Below are 16,873 nucleotides of genomic sequence, written 5' to 3' on the forward strand. Positions count from 1 at the left end.
TACCGCTAAATTACTAGGGGGAATGAGAATGGAAAAAGAAACTGCAGTGAATCAATCTCACCAGCCTGAGCTCAAGAATCCAAATGCAGCTTTGAAAAATAAGGTTAAATTTTTTCTTTTCAGCGCAATTGGCCTATTTATGTTTTTTGTTCCCGTCACCGTTAATGAGAAATCCTCCATTATGCTTGACCATATTGTCACAGCCATTCAGACTTCCATACCTGCAGCTGTCCCTTATTATGCCTTACTCGTCATCCTGCTTGGCGCCATTTATCCTTTCTATACAAAATCCTGGAACAAGAACAAGGTAAATATTGTATTTTCCATTTTTAAAGTGAGTGGGTTATTTGTCGCCATAATGATCGTCTCCGGCTATGGCCCTGACTGGCTATATGACCCGAGTATGGGGCCGTTTTTGTTTGACAAACTCGTCGTGCCTGTCGGGCTGCTCGTTCCAATCGGCTCCGTTTTTCTTGCACTGCTGGTTGGATATGGTCTCCTTGAATTTTTCGGTGTCATAATGCAGCCGATTATGAAGCCGATCTGGAAAACACCCGGGAAATCTGCAATCGATGCAGTGGCTTCTTTTGTAGGAAGCTATTCAATCGGGCTGCTCATTACAAACAGGGTATTCAAAGAAGGAAAATACAGTATTAAGGAAGCTGCCATTATAGCTACCGGATTCTCAACGGTCTCCGCAACGTTCATGATTGTTGTTGCCAAAACACTTGGATTGATGGAAATCTGGAACACATATTTTTGGACGACCTTTGCTGTAACCTTCATCGTAACGGCTATTACGGTAAGAATCTGGCCTCTTAGATCAATGAGCGAAGAATATTACAATGGACAGCTGCCTCCAAAGGAAACCTTTTCAGGGAGCCGTCTGCAGGCAGCCTGGAAAGAAGCGATGGATACAGCCGCTCAGTCCCCTGGATTATGGAAAAACATCAGAGATAATTTAAAAGATGGGTTTGTCATGACGATGTCCATTTTGCCATCCATTATGTCAGTAGGTTTATTAGGCTTGGTTCTTGCAGAATTCACTCCTGTTTTCGACTGGCTTGGATATATCTTTTATCCTTTTACGGCTCTAGTGCAGCTGCCTGAGCCATTATTAGCAGCAAAAGCAAGTGCAGTGGGGATTGCTGAAATGTTTTTGCCGGCATTGCTTGCAGCAGAGGCAGCACTGGCCACTAAATTTGTTATCGGAGTCGTTTCAGTATCAGCTATCATTTTCTTTTCTGCACTTGTCCCGTGTATTTTATCAACAGAGATCCCGATCACCATTCCTCAGCTGCTTGTCATCTGGGCAGAAAGAACAATTCTAACGATACTGATTGCTGCGCCTCTAGCCTATATATTGCTTTAACTGGAAAATCCCCGACTAATGCAGCGGGGATTTTCCGCATAGAATTTTCCTGCACAACCAAACTAGTAGAGGAATGAGTCTAAGAATAGCAGGTGATTGATATTGTACAGGCTGTATACACATAATGACCTTGATGGCGTCGGATGCGGCATCGTTGCAAAGATTGCTTTTGGAAAAGATGTCGAGGTACGCTATAACTCTGTAATGGGACTTGATCATCAGATTGAAAAATTGTTTGAAAATGAAAAGAAATTGAAGGATGACTTTTTAATTATCACGGATTTATCTGTTAATGATGAAAACTTGATAAGGCTTGATGATCTGGAAAAAGGCGGCGGCAAAGTCAGATTAATTGACCATCACAAAACAGCCCTGCACTTTAATGATTACAACTGGGGCAGAGTGAAGGTTCAATATGATGATGGCAGGCTCACAGCTGCAACCTCTTTGCTGTATGAATATCTCTTAGAACATGAACTGATTAAATCATCCCAGGCCCTGGACGAATTCGTTGAACTTGTCCGCCAGTATGATACTTGGGAATGGGACCAAAATGATAATATTAAAGCAAAGAATCTGAACGATCTATTCTTTATGGTTTCCATTGAAGAATTCGAAGAAAAAATGACGGAAAGAATCATAAACTCAGATCATTTCGAATTTGATGATTTTGAACAAAAATTACTGGAAATGGAAGAGGAAAAGATTGAGCGTTATGTTAGACGGAAGAAGCGGGAAATTGTCCAAACGTTCATTGGTGAATATTGTGCTGGCATCGTCCATGCTGAATCCTATCATTCTGAATTAGGAAACGAACTTGGCAAAGATTTTCCCCATTTGGATTATATCGCTATCTTAAACCTTGGGGGCAAAAAAATCAGTTTCAGGACAATTCATGACCACGTTGATGTATCTGCCGTCGCCGGAAAGTTTGGAGGAGGAGGACATGCAAAAGCGTCAGGCTGTTCGATGGGAAAAGATGCTTATAAACTATTCGTTCAGGATATTTTCCCTCTGGATCCCATGAGGCAGGATGCATTCAGGAACAAATACAATAATAAAAGTTCTATGCAGGGATCACTTTACGAAAATAAGAAAGGAGACAAATTTTTTATTTTTGCTGCAGGCGAGGACAATTGGATTCTGGAAATGAACGGAAAGCCCGTCCGCGAACCCTATCAGAACTTTCAGCAGGCAGAAAATTATATTAAAAGAAAATACCAGGCATGGCTTGTTCATGATGATATTTATGTAGAATTTTTAAAGCGTTATTATATAAAGACAAAAAATTAGCTATCCCGCCTTATTTGGCGGTTTTTTTGAAAACTACCCCTGCTAAATATTGTAAATTTCATATATAATTGAAACATATATATAGATTGGGGGAGGTTCTATGGAAATATTTTTGTTTATTTTTGGTGTGATTTTTGCTGCCATTTTCATTAAAGTTATAGTTACTGGTTCGAAAAGAGATCCATTTATTAAAGATGAGCCATTTCCTGAACATTTGGGAATTCAGTCCGACGACTATCTTCCAATGATTCAAAATTTAGAAAAATCATTACCTGAAGGGTACAGGGAGAATATAAAAAATCGTGTACTGAGGGAGCACCCCAAATGGAAAGACTACGCATATGATTGGACATTTTTTGAACTAAAAAGATATTTTGTGATGAATGCCATACTGAAAACAGTGCCTATGTTCAGCAGTAAAGCGGATGATATTTGGCATGAAATGCTCATGTTCACCCGTGATTATGAGCATTTTTCAAAAACTTCTTTGGTGAATACCTGCACCATTCCCCAAATATGGACAGCACCCCTATACCAGGTGAAAGGGCTTTTTTTGACTGGGTGTATTTAAGTCTTTTTGAAGCAGGCCATAATAGCAGAAGAATTTGGGGAAGCTTTTTGCAAAATCCGATTAAAAAGGAAATACTTGATGATTTTAGAAGCATGAATGAGACTGAACTGTTAAATAAGTATTTCAGGGCAGGAAATGATTGGCTTGAACTGAAAAAGAAAATGATAGAAAAACTGAAGCATGAAATTTCTGAATCAGAATCAATGAAGCTTGGGAAGAAGGCGCTGGAATTTACGAAGCCCGCATCTGTCAGCCAATATTCCTATCTGTTGTTTCCAGCCGTGTATTTTTCGGTTTATGAACCAGATGGGTTCGAGGACAATATGAACGAACTTCTTCCCCCGAACTCGCAAAAGACAGTGCTTCCGGAATGGTTTACTGCTCCGGCTTCTCTTGCAGCAGCCATAGTGATCATGATTCAGGAGGAGGACATGATTCAGGCGGCTCCAGCTGTTCGAGCTGCGGAGGCGGATGCTCTAGCTAAAAAGCAGTCCAATTGGATTGCTTTTTTGTTTTTCAAAATTTTAAGTTCTTGTTGTTTTGGAAAAGATAAAAGCAGGTCATTTCCTTTCATTATCAATCTTCTCAAATTACGGCATTAAATTTTCAATTATGTAACAATTGATAAACACCATATAAGTATGCATGAATTGTCTGGTACAATCAGTAATGATTATCGGTTTGAATAGGATGTGTATTCATGAAGAAATTGCTTGTATTCATCCTGCTTTTATTCAGTTTTCCAACTGCATATGCAGCAGCAGAGGAACCAAAAGACCCTGCAATTATCAGTGAAGCCGCAATTGTAACAGATTCTGAATCAGGTGCAGTTCTGTATGCAAAAAATGCGGATAAAAAGATGTACCCGGCCAGTTTGACGAAAATAGCAACTGCCATATATGCCATTGAAAATGGAGACTTAAAGGACATAGCAACTATAAGCAAAAAAGCAGCAGAGGTTGAAGGAACACGAGTTTATTTGGAGGAAGGAGAAAAATTGCCTTTAATAAAACTCGTTCAGGGAATGCTGATTAATTCAGGAAATGATGCTGCATGGAGCATTGCTGAGCATCTGGACGGCAATATGAAAGCATTCTCAGAGAACCTTAATCACTATCTTGAAGAGAGTGCAGGCTTAAAAAATACTCACTTTGTTAATCCTCACGGTTTGTTTGATGAAAACCACTATACAACGGCAGGGGACCTTGCAAAATTAACTAATTACGCCCTGAAAAATGAGACCTTCCGAGAAATCTACGGAACAAAGGAAATGAAGTGGGCAGGAAAGTCATGGGACACCACCATCTTTACTCATCACAGGATGCTTAAAGGTGAGGTTCCATTCGAAGGAGTGACAGGGGGAAAAACCGGTTTCGTAGATGAAGCTAAGCAGACCCTCGCCACTTCTGCCGAAAACGATTCAATAAAGTTAACGGCCATTGTATTAAAAGCTGAATTCAAGCGGGATATTTATAATGATACAAAAAACCTTTTGAACTATGGGTTCAGCAACTTTGAAACCTCGACACTGAGCAGCACTGACGTTTTTCCTTCTGATGGAAAAACCTATACAACTGGCGGTGAAAATGTAGCCATAACATTGCCAAAAGGAATCTACGAAGAAGACATTACATCAAAAGGAAAGCTGCAGATTAAGAATGAAAACGGAAGGATCATTCAATCTGTAAAGCTTCTGGAAGACAAACAGGATGAAGTGGTTTCCAGCCAGCTGAAAACAGAAAAGGAGACTGGGAAAGAGACAACTGGATACTATGGCAGAGCAGGCTTAATAATATTTTTATTTGTAATCTTTATACTAATATTAAGGAAAAATCTAAAAGCAAAAGCCAGAAGAAGAAGACGGGTTTAATGCACGTCTTTTTTTATGAAAAAAGACTAAAGAAATTCTCTTTAGTCTTTGGACAATCTTTTATTGCATTCTTTGCTCCACCTGACGGCATACCTCATCAGCCGATAGGCCGCTAGCTTCAATGACAGAAGCTTTTGTAGAAACATCCTGCATACCCATCACATTTGAATCAACACCGCTCACTACACAGCAGGAGCAGTTCTCAGCATCATGCGCCGTCTTCATATCAACCACTTCATAACCTTTTTCGCGAAGCGCTTCCGAAACATTTGTTAAGGATTGTTCAACCGCTACTCTTTTCGTCAATGTTAACACCTCCTCCGTTTGTTAGATTGGCTTTTGTACTCCATTTTTATTCCATGGATAAAATTAGCCATAACACGAAACAGTAAGAAAGGAGGTGTTTAACATGAGCAAACGCAAAAAAGACCCTTCAAAGGCTGGACTAAGTTCCCCAAACATCGAAGGTCAAGGTACAACCAATATGGAAACGGGCAGCAGAACAGCTTCTTCTGCACGCCATAAAAAGAAAAAACAAGACTTTTAACAAAAATTAAAAGCAGGAGGTTATTCCTCCTGCTTTTACTGTCTACTGATACATATCAGCAACTTGTTTTTGAATGGATGAATCTTCTAAATACTCATCATAAGTCATTTGCTTATCGACGATGCCAGCCGGTGTAATTTCAATAATGCGGTTGGCAATGGTTTGAATGAACTGATGGTCATGTGATGCAAAAATCATAGACCCTTTGAAGTTAATTAGCCCATTGTTCAATGCTGTAATGGATTCCAAATCAAGGTGGTTGGTTGGCTCATCCAGCATAAGTACATTTGCACCGCTAAGCATCATTTTGGAAAGCATGCAGCGGACTTTTTCTCCACCTGAGAGAACGCTTGCTTTCTTTAGAACTTCCTCACCAGAGAATAGCATTCTTCCAAGGAAACCTCTCAGGAAGCTTTCACTATCATCAGCAGGTGAGAATTGGCGCAGCCAGTCTACAAGATTCAAATCAGAGTTTTCGAAGAACTCCGAGTTATCTTTCGGGAAATAGGATTGAGATGTTGTAACACCCCACTTATACGTTCCTTCATCCGGCTCCATTTCACCAGTCAATATTTTAAATAATGTAGTCTTCGCCAATTCGTTTGGGCCAACTAACGCAATTTTATCATCTTTGTTCATGATAAAGCTGACATTATTCAGAACCTTTACGCCATCAATTGTTTTGCTGATGCCGTCTACTCTTAGCAAATCATTCCCGATTTCACGGTCAGGCGAAAATCCGACATACGGATATTTTCTGGAAGACGGTTTGATGTCGTCCAAAGAAATCTTATCAAGAAGCTTTTTACGTGAAGTTGCCTGCTTGGATTTTGATGCGTTCGCACTAAAGCGGGCAATAAAGCTTTGAAGTTCCTTGATTTTTTCTTCCTTTTTCTTATTGGCATCCTGAGCCATCCTTTGTGCAAGCTGGCTCGACTCATACCAGAAGTCATAGTTCCCGACGTAAATCTGAATTTTCCCAAAGTCAAGGTCGGCAATATGAGTACATACTTTGTTTAAGAAGTGACGGTCATGGGATACAACAATAACAGTATTTTCAAAGTTGATCAGAAATTCCTCAAGCCATTGAATTGCTTTGATATCCAAGTGGTTTGTCGGCTCATCCAGCAAAAGAACATCCGGCTTGCCGAAAAGGGCTTGCGCAAGAAGAACTTTCACTTTTTCAGAACCGGAAAGGTCAGCCATTTTTTTGTCATGAAGTTCTTCTTCGATGCCCAGCCCTTTCAGCAAAATAGCTGCTTCAGATTCCGCTTCCCATCCGTTCAGTTCTGCAAACTCACCTTCAAGTTCAGCAGCCTTCATTCCATCTTCATCAGTGAAATCGGCTTTCATATAAATCGCATCTTTTTCCTGCATTACTTCATACAGGCGGGCATGTCCCATGATGACTACTTTTAATGCTTCAAACTCTTCGTATTCAAAATGATTCTGTTTCAGGACAGCAAGGCGCTCGCCGGGACCTAAATGAACACTTCCCGATTGTGCCTCGATTTCACCGGATAAAATCTTTAGAAAAGTTGATTTACCGGCACCATTTGCTCCAATCAAACCATAGCAATTGCCAGGTGTGAATTTAATATTAACATCTTCGAATAGTTTGCGGTCGCCGTATCGAAGACCTACATTACTGACAGTTATCATATTATTTTTATTCCTCCAAATACATAATCCTTAAAAGTATACCACTTTTAGCGCTTAATCGCGAATTCTTCATAATGCAATTTGCCGTCTTCTTAAAAGTTCAGAAAATTAAAAGGAAGCAGAAGGTAAAAGTCGAATACATAAAGATTATAAACATGATGAGAGGAAGTGCTTTTTGTAATGGAATCTCTTTTAAAAGAAGATGTAAAACTAAAACCTTTCCGCTTCACAATTGAGAGGGGGAAAATCAAGGAATTTGCTATGGCAATTGGAGACAGAAATCCTATTTATTTTGATGCGGACATCGCGAGAAAAGAGGGATACCGTGACATCCCCATTCCGCCTACATTTCCGACGGCCATAGAGATGTGGGGAGGATTGGATTTCGAAACCCTAATCAGCCTATTCGGCCTTGACCCGCTTAAGGTTCTTCACGGAGGACAGGAATATCGCTATATGGGGGAATTATGCGCCGGCGATACAATAACTGCCGCTCCTCAGTTAATCTCAGCATTTGAAAAGAGGAATCTGCGTTTTATCACTATAGGAATTCATTATAAAAACAGTGAAGGAATCAAGGTTCTATATTCGGAATCTACCATTATCGAAAGAAGGAGAACAGAATAATGAGCGAATTAACAGTGATTCATAAACCCGAGATCACACATACACAGCTGGTCAAGTATGCAGGCGCATCCGGGGACTTTAATCCAATTCATACAGTAGTACCGATTGGGGAAAAAGCGGGATTGGACGGTGTGATTGCCCATGGGATGCTCATTATGGGAATGGCAGGCGAAGCACTGGCTGATTGGTTTCCGAGAAAAACCTGAAAAAGTTCAAAGTGCGCTTCAGCAAAATGACGCGTCCTGGCGAGAAACTGACAATAGAAGGAAAAGTGACAGGGGAGAGAATGGAAAAAGATGAGAAGAGACTGACAGGAGAAGTTTCAGTTAAAAATGAAGCTGGTGAAGTGAAGCTTTCCGGACAGTTCGAAGTAAAAATATAATATAAAGGAAGGATTTCTATGGGAGGTCATATTGGGGTCCAGCTCAAGCCAAAATCAAAGTGGAAGAAATATTCACTATGGACCTTTGCAATCATATTAGTGTTATTGGCTGCGGCATTTTTCGTTATGTTTGGTTATTTATCGCGCTCAATCCCTAAAACTGAAGGAGAGATCAAAATTGGATCCATCTCTGCTGATGTCAGGGTGAATCGCGACGGCAATGGCGTTCCCCACATACTTGCGGATAATGAACGAGACCTTTTTATTGCACAGGGATATGTGCAGGCTCAGGATCGCCTATTTCAAATGGATTTAAGCAGGCGGCAGGCATCTGGCAGATTAAGTGAAGTGATCGGGGAAGGGGCGGTTGAAAATGATAAATACTTTAGGACACTTGGACTGAGAAGGGCCGCAGAAGCATCCTATGAAGCATATTCCCCGGAAGCAAAAAAGATTTTAGGCTGGTTTGCGGAAGGAGTAAATCTTTATATTAAAGAGGTGAAAGATACCGGAAAATGGCCGCCTGAATTTTCCATACTTGGCTATAAGCCTGAAGAATGGACTCCCGTGGATTCACTTACTATCGGCAAATATATGGCATATGATCTTGGAGGACACTGGGAAAGCCAGGCATTCCGATATTATCTCCTTCAGCATTTTCCGGAAGATAAAGCGTATGAATTATTCCCCTCATATCCGGAAGAAGCCCCTTACATAATAGGAAAACACAACTTAAATATTGAAGAAAGCTTTGCAAATGCAATCACTCCACCGGAATTCAACGGAAGCAATAACTGGGCTGCAGCAGGCAGCAAAACGGCATCCGGGAAGCCAATTCTTGCGGATGATCCGCATTTATCACTCAGCACACCTTCCATCTGGTATCAGATGCATTTGCAATCCCCGGAGATGAACGTCAGCGGAGTCATTTTTGCCGGTATTCCGGGCATTATTCTCGGTCACAATGAGAACATTGCATGGGGAGTAACCAATACAGGACCAGATGTCCAGGATTTGTATATTGAAAAAAGGAATCCTGCCAATAAAAATGAGTTTCTATTCAATGAAAAATGGGAAAAGGCAGAAATAATTGAAGAACCAATTAAGGTAAAAGACAAGGAGACAATTAGCTATCAAGTAACGATTACACGCCACGGACCTGTAATTTCGGAATTTGCTGCAGACAGCGGCAAAGATACAGTTCTTTCTTTGCAATGGACTGCCCTTGAACCTTCAAAAGAACTGGAAGCCATTCTAAAAATGAATAAATCATCGGACTGGCATCAATTTGAAGAAGCATTGGAGTTATTTCATACACCCGCACAGAACTTTGTATTTGCCTCGCCAGATGGAACAATAGCTTATAAAGCAAACGGTAAAATCCCCATCAGAAAGAAAGGAGACGGGCTACTGCCAGTACCTGGCTGGTCGGATGAATACGGCTGGGAAAGCTATATACCTTATGATCAACTGCCAAAAGCGATTAATCCAAGAGAAGGATACATCTCAACTGCAAACAATAAGGTTATGGATGACAGCTACCCTTACCATATAAGTCATGATTGGGCACAGCCGTATAGGCAAATGCGCATCCAGGAATTCCTGAAAAGCAAGGATGAACTTACAGCAGAAGACATGATGTCTCTGCAGATGGATCAGAAAAACCTGCAGGCCGAGGAATTTATACCCATTTTCCTGTCTAAAATTAGAGAACCATCTTCCAATCTTGAAAAGGAAGCTTTATCCGCCCTGAGTAAATGGGATTATAACGACAGCAAAGATGGAGCAGCCCCTCTCATTTTCAATCTTTGGATGAAAAGCATATCCGATGTTCTTTTTGAAGATGAGATAACACCAGAAATGAGGAAGCTCTTTAAAGGACAAAAGCAGGCAGTGGATGAATTATTGAGAAATGCAGCAAAAGGCAGGGTAAGCCGCTGGATAGAAGAAAAGGGAGGACTGGAGGAAGTCCTTTCACGATCATTGAGTTCAGCCGTAAAGAAAGCTGCAGATCTTCAAGGAAACAACCTGTCTGAGTGGAAATGGGGAGACTATCACCAATTAGCCTTTTCCCATCCGCTTTCAAGTGTAAAACCTTTAAACTTCTTGTTTAATAGAGAAGGGCGGATTCCTGTTGGAGGAAGCTCAGTCACTGTCCAGGCAGCAGCTAATAAAGAAGATGGCACAGTAAATCATGGGGGCTCGTGGAGATTTGTAATGGATACGCAAAACATGAATACTGCCTATCACCTTGTGGGACCAGGACAATCAGGACATCCTCTAAGCCAGTGGTATCATGACCAGATGAACGGCTGGGCAGAAGGGAACTATCATAAGACAGCTCTCAATGAAGAGAGGACCAAGCATACACTTTTATTAAAACCTTGAAAAAGCTTCCCAAAAATCATAAAATGTTTCTTTTTGTTCATAGTTTTTTCATATTTTTCATGTACAATATTAATCATACAGGCAGGGAAAAAGGAGTTTTTCAAATGGCTAAAAAGCAGCTGGTTGATTTGGTAAACAGATTAAAGAAATCCGGTATTAAAGTAAGCTTTTCAAAGCCAAGATCAAAAACTTTAATACTCATTAACCAAAACAAAAATTTATCTTCTTCTGCGAATTAGGTTAAAAAAGTGGCGGATCCAGAGTCCGCCACTTTTTTATTATATTTGCTTCATAATCTTATTGAAAACATCATTCTTATCAAAATCTTCTCCCATTGGGAACTTCTTAATAAACTTATTATTTTCGTCAAGCAAATAGACAAAGGTGCTATGAACGTAGAAACCATCACCGGGATCACGGTATTGAAATTGAAACGTGTTAGCGAGCTCCTGAATTTCAGACTGATCTTTTTTCAGTTTATCAGGCTCTGCAGTAAGAAAGACCCAATCCCCATCATTTTCGACTTCAAAGGTATTTCTATATTTTCGAAGGACCTCTGCGGTGTCTCTATAGGGGTCGATCGTTACAGTAATGAATTGAACCTTCTCCCCAAAAACACCCTCTTTGCTAAGATCACCTTTCAGCAGATTCATCCTTTGTGTAGTAGTCGGACAGATATCCGGACAGTGCGTATAAATAAATTCAACAAGCTTCAGCTTTTTATCCGATTCCGCAAAGTCATATAACTTCTCATCATCGGTTAAAAGTGTAATATGATCAGGAATCTTGGCTGTCATATCACGAATAATAAAAAAGAAATTCCGGCTGCTATGCCTAATATTACAATAATCGCGGATATAATATAAACTTTTTTCATTATTTCCCCTCCCAATATAAGGATAAATAATATCCATCAAAATTCCTATGGATAATCTGTGAACTTATTCTTAATACAGGGGAAATTAAAGTGAAGCAACCAAAAAAGGAACCCCGCAAGGTTCCTTTTTTGGTTCGGCTATTATTTCATTGAAATCCAAACACTCTTAACTTCTGTATAGTTATCCAGAGCGTATGATCCCATCTCACGGCCGATTCCGGATTGCTTGTAGCCGCCAAATGGAGATGCAGCGTCAAAGGCGTTGTAGCAGTTCACCCAAACTGTACCTGCGCGGAGTTTGTTGGCCACATAGTGTGCATTTGCCACATCACGAGTCCAAACACCTGCAGCTAAACCATATTCACTGTTATTTGCCCGGTTAATTAATTCGTCTAAGTCATCATAAGGCATGGCCGAAATAACCGGTCCGAATATTTCTTCCTTCGCAATCGTCATTTCGTCACGAACATCAGCAAAAATAGTAGGGGAGACGAAGTAACCTTGCTCTTGCGGTTTGTCGCCTCCTGCTACAAGCTGGGCACCTTCGCTAAGGCCTTTTTCAATGTACCCAAGAACGCGGTTTTGCTGCTCAGCAGAAACAAGCGGGCCAATTTCTGTGTCAGCATGAATACCGGCACCTTGTTTAATTTTTTTGGCATGTGAAGCCATGTCAGCTACAACATTATCAAACTGCTTTTTTTGTATGAAAACACGGGAGCCGGCACAGCACACCTGACCCTGGTTGAACATAACACCGTTCAGAGCTCCTGGAATAGCCTTTGATAAATCAGCGTCTGGCAGAATGATATTTGGAGACTTACCGCCAAGCTCAAGCGTAACGCGCTTTAAGGTTTTTGAAGCATTGGACATAATCAGTTTGCCTACTTCAGTAGAACCAGTAAACGCTATTTTATCTACTAAGGGATGATCGACAAGCGGCTGGCCAGCTGTTTCACCGAAACCTGGTACAATATTGACAACCCCTGGAGGGAAGCCGGCTTCATCCATTAGTTCAGCAAGATATAGAGCAGAAAGAGGTGTTTGCTCTGCTGGCTTAAGAACAACCGTACATCCTGTTGCAAGGGCAGCACCCAGCTTCCACATTGCCATAAGAAGAGGGAAGTTCCAAGGGATGATTTGTCCCACCACACCAACTGCCTCATGGCGAGTATAGTTGAAGAATGGCCCGCTGACAGGAATAGTCTGGCCGACAATCTTCGTAGACCAGCCTGCATAATAGCGCATATGTTCAACAGCCAGAGGAATATCGGCATTAGTTGTTTCACGAATCGGCTTACCATTATCCAACGTCTCAAGCTGTGCTAATTCTTCACTGTTTTCTTCCATAAGATCAGCAAGCTTATACATCAGGCGGCTGCGCTTAGAGGCGCTCATTTTTGACCATTTGCCTTCATCAAAAGCCTTTCGGGCTGCTTTTACTGCAAGATCAATATCTTCTGCACCGGCTTCAAAAACAGAAGCAAGAACTTCCCCTGTAGCCGGGTTATACGTATCAAACGTTTTCTGTGATTTGCTTTCAACAAATTCACCATTGATATATAATTTCTTCTTTCCGCTTAAAAACTTTTCCACCTTTTCTTTTAAACCTGCAGTTAGCTGACTCATATAATTCCTCCTTAAAATAGTAGTCTATGTATTTCCATGGTGCAAAACTTTTAGAAGAATACTTATGGTAACGCTTACAACAATACTTTAACATTAACAAAAATATAAAATCAACTCTGAATTAAAATAATTTTCAGATAATGTTCGACAATTCTCGCCTGTTCCCAAATTTTATCAATAAAAAAGCATACCGGATTAATCCAGTATGCTATAAAACTATTAAATTAACATTCCTGCAATTGCTGCACTTAATAGAGAAGCAAGTGCTCCAGCTATTACTGAACGAATTCCAAGCTTAGCTATATCGTTCCTGCGGTCAGGGGCAAGGTTGCCCAGTCCGCCCAGAAGAATGGCCATAGAGGAAATGTTGGCAAATCCGCAAAGCGCGAAACTCACTACTGCAACAGTCTTAGGAGACAGGCTGCTGATTTCCGGTGCGAAAGCTGAATAAGCAACAAATTCATTCAATACGAGCTTTTGGCCGATATACCCGCCAGCCTGTACAGCTTCAGCCCATGGAACACCTACTGCAAATGCAAGAGGGGCAAAAACAAAACCAAGAATGGTTTCCAGTGTAAGATTTTCAAATCCGAAAAGCCCGCCTGCAAATCCGATAATTCCATTGATAAGAGCAACCAGAGCGATAAAAGCTAGAAGCATAGCACCGATGTTTAATGCAAGCTGAAGTCCCACACTTGCACCGCGTGCCGCAGCGTCTACCACATTTACAGATTCAGTATCTTTTTCAATAGTTATGTCGTTTGTTGTCTCTGATACTTCTGTTTCAGGTATCATAATTTTAGCGAGGACAAGGCCGGCAGGTGCAGCCATGAAGCTTGCAGCAAGCAAGTATTCCAATGGTACCCCAAGAAGGGAGTATCCTATAAGTACTGAACCGGCAACTGATGCAAGGCCTCCGGTCATAACAGCAAACAGTTCAGATTTCGTCATTTTATTCAGGAAAGGGCGGACAATTAATGGAGCTTCCGTTTGTCCGACAAAAATATTGGCTGCTGCAGACATGGACTCTGCCTTGCTTGTTCCAAGCAGCTTGGACAAACCTCCGCCAATGACCTTTATAATTATCTGCATAATCCCGGTATAATAAAGAACAGAGATAAGGGAAGAAAAGAAGATAACTGTAGTCAGCACCTGGAAGGCAAATACCATTCCTACTCCTGAACCTTCCTGGAACAAGCCTCCGAATAAGAAATTTATTCCTTCATTGGCAAATCCGACAATATCATTTACTGCAAATGTCATTTTTTCTAATACTTTTTTCCAAGTTCCCATTTGAGAACTGCAAAGGCAAATGCAAACTGGATAGCCAATCCGCCTAAAATTGTACGGAGATTGATTGCCTTTCGATTTGATGAAAGGAGGAAAGCAATCCCCAATACAGTAAGAACTCCTAATAAACCCCATATAAAACTCATGTTGACACCTCATTTGTTGAATTTAGAATAATGAAAACGTTTTTACGAAACGCCAAAAATATAGACCTCTCTTCTAAGAGGTTTGTGAATAGACGTCAGACATCTAACTTGATTACATGTCCATTTTACCATGAATCCGTTTGCAGTAAAGAGTTTTTTTCCTGCTAATTAAAATTTGTTGAATAACCTCCTATTTTTGTTCAGATTTTAAATGATTTAATCTCTTCCAAGAGGGCAATAACTGAAAAACATCTTATAGAGCCAAATTAAATAAATGAATCTTCGATTTTATTTTCATCCCTCCGTTATAATTGCCCATTCGGGACAAACATCATTTTCATACACTGTCACTAGATGTCAGGAGGTGTTGGAATGGGTGCAGGAGCAGGGTATGGCGGCGGTTTTGCTTTAATCGTTGTCCTGTTTATACTTCTAATCATTGTTGGTGCTGCTTTCGTTGGCGGAGGCTACTAATTATCTAAAAAAATGACAGCGCAAAAGATCTGCCCGTATTTGGGCAGATTTTTTGTTTTCAGCCTTCCTGTTTGCAATGGAACAGTATGATAATCAGTTAAATGTCCAAAATAAAGATAGTTCTAAATTAGAAGGAGGGATCCCATATGAATAAAAAGGACAAAAATGATGGCACAGATATTGCCGGCAGATATTATGAGACTGAAGATTATAACAGGAATGATCAGCTTTCATCCGGCCTGGCGACAACACATGAACAAGTGAGTGACGCATACATGGAAGGACAGGCAGATGCGGTAATTGAAGACGTTGTCGGGGTGGATATTTCCATTCCGCGCAAAGGGTATGATGAATAACACAATAGCAAGGAGGCAATGCAATGGCACCAAAAGATGCTCAAGATGATCTGGGCCAGTACAAAATGCCAGAAGTTCTCAGAAAAAGAGGACTTCCTCCTATCGGGTGGGATACCAGGCTACAACAGGGAACCAGACGCCTGGTGAACCTGAAGCAGGTAAGAGAACAGATCAAGAAAATTAAAATCTGGTCCGCATGGATTGCTGATTGAGGATTGCAGCGGTGATAAAATTTAAAATTAAAAAGAGAGGATGCCAGGTCATCTTCTCTTTTGTTTATGACTATATTTGGGGCCTGCACCTGAAAAAAGATTATTCCACTCGAATTTTTATTTTTTGCACAGCATTATATCCATAACCTTTTCTGTTCCAGTAAGGCTTTATTGGCTGGATATTGCCCTCTGAATCACTGGCCCTCACAAGAATGGTATGCTCACCCTTATATGCCTCCCAATCAAAATGCCACTTAACCCAGGAAAACTTCTCGTTTTCCCTGTGTTTGAGTGAGGTCTTTCTCCATGTATCCCCATGATCAATGCTTATTGCCACCTCATTAATTGCTCCAGTGCCAGTCCAGGCAATCCCTCTTATTGTGTGAAATCCTTCTTTAATAATGGAATAATTCAATGGCTGCTGGATTGTGCTATTAACATTAATGGCTGTAACAGGCCTTTTATCCAGATCGCTGTCTTTATAAGGATAATATACATAATCTTTTGATTGAAAAGGCCCATTAAATTCATGCTGAATAATAAAAATATTCCTAAGCCACTTAACGGAGGCCATTGCATACCATTGGGGCACGATTAGCCTGAATGGATAACCTTGCTTATACGGTAGGGGCTTGCCGTTAAACTCATAAGCTACTATCGTATCTTCGTGGAGTGCCTTTTCAATTGGTAGGCTTCTGGCAAAGTAAAAGGATTCATTCAAATCTTTTCGCTCACCAAAATCCAATCCTGCGAACACAGCTTCTTTGCTTCCATCCAAAAGTCCGGCTTTATTCAGCAGTTCCTTCAAAGGCACTCCCTTCCATTTCCCCTGACTGACTGCTCCTTCTTCCCATTGCTCACCAAAAACCTTTGGTTTAAATTTCGCTCTGTTATTGCCAGCGCATTCCAGAGGGATCAGAATGGTTTTGGATGGGAAGCGGTAAAGTTCACTTAAAGATATTTCCATCGCTTTATTCACGTTCCCGCTAATGGACAAAAATAAATTCTGAGGGTTAATTAGCGGGTAGGAAAAATGGTTTCTTAAATAAAAATATTCTTGCGGTGTTTTCCAGCACTCCAAAAAATGAATGGGAGACTCCTGATTTTCAGGAGACAGACTTAGTGTTTTCAGATAAGGTGCTGAAAGCTGATTATTCATGAACCATCACCTCCATTCATA

Annotated in this window: 18 protein-coding genes and 2 pseudogenes; 14 read left to right on the forward strand and 6 right to left on the reverse strand. The window is 40.8% G+C overall.

Annotated features, from left to right (window positions below):
• Nucleotides 1-28: 28 nt before the first annotated feature.
• The 5 genes from M5V91_RS08535 (at nucleotide 29) to M5V91_RS08555 (ending at nucleotide 5,106) form a co-directional block, all read left to right on the forward strand.
• A complete protein-coding gene (locus M5V91_RS08535) occupies nucleotides 29-1,372 on the forward strand; it encodes a YjiH family protein (RefSeq protein WP_217024913.1) in 1,344 nt (447 codons plus the stop codon).
• Between the two features lie 102 nt (nucleotides 1,373-1,474).
• A complete protein-coding gene (locus tag M5V91_RS08540; RefSeq protein WP_019379855.1) occupies nucleotides 1,475-2,665 on the forward strand; it encodes a DHH family phosphoesterase in 1,191 nt (396 codons plus the stop codon).
• Nucleotides 2,666-2,765: 100 nt separating this feature from the next.
• Complete coding sequence (locus M5V91_RS08545) at nucleotides 2,766-3,236, forward strand: UCP032817 domain-containing protein (protein ID WP_284522005.1); 471 nt, start codon at nucleotides 2,766-2,768, stop codon at nucleotides 3,234-3,236.
• Between the two features lie 47 nt (nucleotides 3,237-3,283).
• Entirely contained in the window at nucleotides 3,284-3,838 is a 555-nt protein-coding gene (locus M5V91_RS08550; RefSeq protein ID WP_284522006.1) for a hypothetical protein, read from the forward strand.
• A gap of 98 nt (nucleotides 3,839-3,936) precedes the next feature.
• A complete protein-coding gene (locus tag M5V91_RS08555) occupies nucleotides 3,937-5,106 on the forward strand; it encodes a D-alanyl-D-alanine carboxypeptidase family protein (protein ID WP_251175639.1) in 1,170 nt (389 codons plus the stop codon).
• 60 nt (nucleotides 5,107-5,166) lie between these two features.
• On the opposite strand, the gene M5V91_RS08560 is transcribed toward M5V91_RS08555, so the two are convergent.
• Nucleotides 5,167-5,412 (reverse strand): YkuS family protein, encoded by a 246-nt coding sequence (locus M5V91_RS08560; protein ID WP_009334572.1) that lies wholly within the window; start codon nucleotides 5,410-5,412, stop codon nucleotides 5,167-5,169.
• 103 nt (nucleotides 5,413-5,515) lie between these two features.
• Between M5V91_RS08560 and M5V91_RS08565 the strand changes: the two genes are divergently transcribed.
• Entirely contained in the window at nucleotides 5,516-5,653 is a 138-nt protein-coding gene (locus M5V91_RS08565; protein WP_019379858.1) for a YuzL family protein, read from the forward strand.
• A 42-nt stretch (nucleotides 5,654-5,695) separates the two neighbouring features.
• Here M5V91_RS08565 and M5V91_RS08570 read toward each other — a convergent pair whose 3' ends face one another.
• Nucleotides 5,696-7,315 carry an ABC-F family ATP-binding cassette domain-containing protein gene (locus M5V91_RS08570; protein WP_019379859.1) on the reverse strand — a complete coding sequence of 540 codons (1,620 nt, stop codon included), beginning with the start codon at nucleotides 7,313-7,315 and terminating at the stop codon, nucleotides 5,696-5,698.
• A 180-nt stretch (nucleotides 7,316-7,495) separates the two neighbouring features.
• Here M5V91_RS08570 and M5V91_RS08575 point away from each other — a divergent pair, with 180 nt between their 5' ends.
• The 5 genes from M5V91_RS08575 (at nucleotide 7,496) to M5V91_RS08595 (ending at nucleotide 10,951) form a co-directional block, all read left to right on the forward strand.
• Nucleotides 7,496-7,942, forward strand: a complete 447-nt coding sequence (locus tag M5V91_RS08575) for an FAS1-like dehydratase domain-containing protein (protein ID WP_251175640.1) — start codon at nucleotides 7,496-7,498, stop codon at nucleotides 7,940-7,942.
• On the forward strand, nucleotides 7,942-8,148 hold the full coding sequence (locus M5V91_RS08580) for a MaoC/PaaZ C-terminal domain-containing protein (protein WP_284522007.1): 207 nt from the start codon (nucleotides 7,942-7,944) through the stop codon (nucleotides 8,146-8,148). The genes M5V91_RS08575 and M5V91_RS08580 overlap by 1 nt, the downstream gene beginning before the upstream one ends.
• A gap of 26 nt (nucleotides 8,149-8,174) precedes the next feature.
• Nucleotides 8,175-8,324, forward strand: a complete 150-nt coding sequence (locus M5V91_RS08585; protein ID WP_284522008.1) for a hotdog family protein — start codon at nucleotides 8,175-8,177, stop codon at nucleotides 8,322-8,324.
• Nucleotides 8,325-8,354: 30 nt separating this feature from the next.
• The gene (locus M5V91_RS08590) at nucleotides 8,355-10,712 is read left to right on the forward strand and encodes a penicillin acylase family protein (protein WP_251175650.1); all 2,358 of its coding nucleotides are present in this window, start codon (nucleotides 8,355-8,357) and stop codon (nucleotides 10,710-10,712) included.
• Nucleotides 10,713-10,816: 104 nt separating this feature from the next.
• Entirely contained in the window at nucleotides 10,817-10,951 is a 135-nt protein-coding gene (locus M5V91_RS08595; protein ID WP_256816508.1) for a hypothetical protein, read from the forward strand.
• 39 nt (nucleotides 10,952-10,990) lie between these two features.
• On the opposite strand, the pseudogene M5V91_RS08600 reads toward M5V91_RS08595, so the two are convergent.
• The 3 genes and pseudogenes from M5V91_RS08600 to M5V91_RS08610 all read right to left on the reverse strand — a co-directional run bounded on the left by M5V91_RS08600 (nucleotide 10,991) and on the right by M5V91_RS08610 (nucleotide 14,651).
• Nucleotides 10,991-11,589 (reverse strand): annotated as a pseudogene (locus M5V91_RS08600) (SCO family protein).
• Between the two features lie 141 nt (nucleotides 11,590-11,730).
• A complete protein-coding gene (locus M5V91_RS08605) occupies nucleotides 11,731-13,215 on the reverse strand; it encodes an aldehyde dehydrogenase family protein (protein WP_009334578.1) in 1,485 nt (494 codons plus the stop codon).
• A gap of 219 nt (nucleotides 13,216-13,434) precedes the next feature.
• Nucleotides 13,435-14,651, reverse strand: a pseudogene (locus M5V91_RS08610) (NupC/NupG family nucleoside CNT transporter).
• A 372-nt stretch (nucleotides 14,652-15,023) separates the two neighbouring features.
• Between M5V91_RS08610 and M5V91_RS08615 the strand changes: the two are divergent.
• The 3 genes from M5V91_RS08615 to M5V91_RS08625 all read left to right on the forward strand — a co-directional run bounded on the left by M5V91_RS08615 (nucleotide 15,024) and on the right by M5V91_RS08625 (nucleotide 15,693).
• Nucleotides 15,024-15,125: a YjcZ family sporulation protein gene (locus M5V91_RS08615; RefSeq protein ID WP_019379865.1), complete on the forward strand. Its 102-nt coding sequence runs from the start codon at nucleotides 15,024-15,026 to the stop codon at nucleotides 15,123-15,125.
• A 146-nt stretch (nucleotides 15,126-15,271) separates the two neighbouring features.
• Nucleotides 15,272-15,481: a YozQ family protein gene (locus M5V91_RS08620; RefSeq protein ID WP_009334580.1), complete on the forward strand. Its 210-nt coding sequence runs from the start codon at nucleotides 15,272-15,274 to the stop codon at nucleotides 15,479-15,481.
• A gap of 23 nt (nucleotides 15,482-15,504) precedes the next feature.
• Nucleotides 15,505-15,693: a hypothetical protein gene (locus tag M5V91_RS08625; RefSeq protein WP_284522009.1), complete on the forward strand. Its 189-nt coding sequence runs from the start codon at nucleotides 15,505-15,507 to the stop codon at nucleotides 15,691-15,693.
• Between the two features lie 100 nt (nucleotides 15,694-15,793).
• Here the strand turns inward: M5V91_RS08625 and M5V91_RS08630 are convergent, their stop codons facing one another.
• Entirely contained in the window at nucleotides 15,794-16,852 is a 1,059-nt protein-coding gene (locus tag M5V91_RS08630) for a sulfite oxidase (protein ID WP_251175643.1), read from the reverse strand.
• Between the last annotated feature and the right edge of the window lie 21 nt (nucleotides 16,853-16,873).

Source organism: Cytobacillus pseudoceanisediminis, assembly GCF_023516215.1.
In the GTDB taxonomy this organism is placed as follows: domain Bacteria; phylum Bacillota; class Bacilli; order Bacillales; family Cytobacillaceae; genus Cytobacillus; species Cytobacillus pseudoceanisediminis.